Genomic DNA, 270 nt, shown 5'->3' with positions numbered 1-270 from the left:
TGCTATTCGAATTGAGGAAGAAACTCTATGAAACCTTTAATTTTTGACCTCTACGCTGCACCTGAGCTATTCGCTGCGCTATCTACGGAGTTAAATGCAGAACCTGCCAAGTTGGAACACCGCCAGTTCCCTGATGGTGAAACTTACATGAGAGTACATAGCGATTACCAGCAGCGTGAAGCCATTATAGTCTCGAATATGCACCAGCCAAATTCAAAGTTTCTACCCTTGGTTTATCTTTGCGAAACCTTACGCGAGCTTGGAATAGCC

The 270-nt window shown here is 44.4% G+C and carries 1 protein-coding gene; it reads left to right on the top strand.

Annotated elements, in window-relative coordinates:
- Window positions 1-27: 27 nt before the first annotated feature.
- Window positions 28-270, top strand: a 243-nt coding sequence (locus A3763_RS05775) for a ribose-phosphate pyrophosphokinase-like domain-containing protein (RefSeq protein ID WP_197482795.1), incomplete at its 3' end; no start/stop codon positions are given.

This window comes from Oleiphilus sp. HI0128, assembly GCF_001635365.1.
This window is presented reverse-complemented; position numbering and strand designations above follow the sequence as displayed.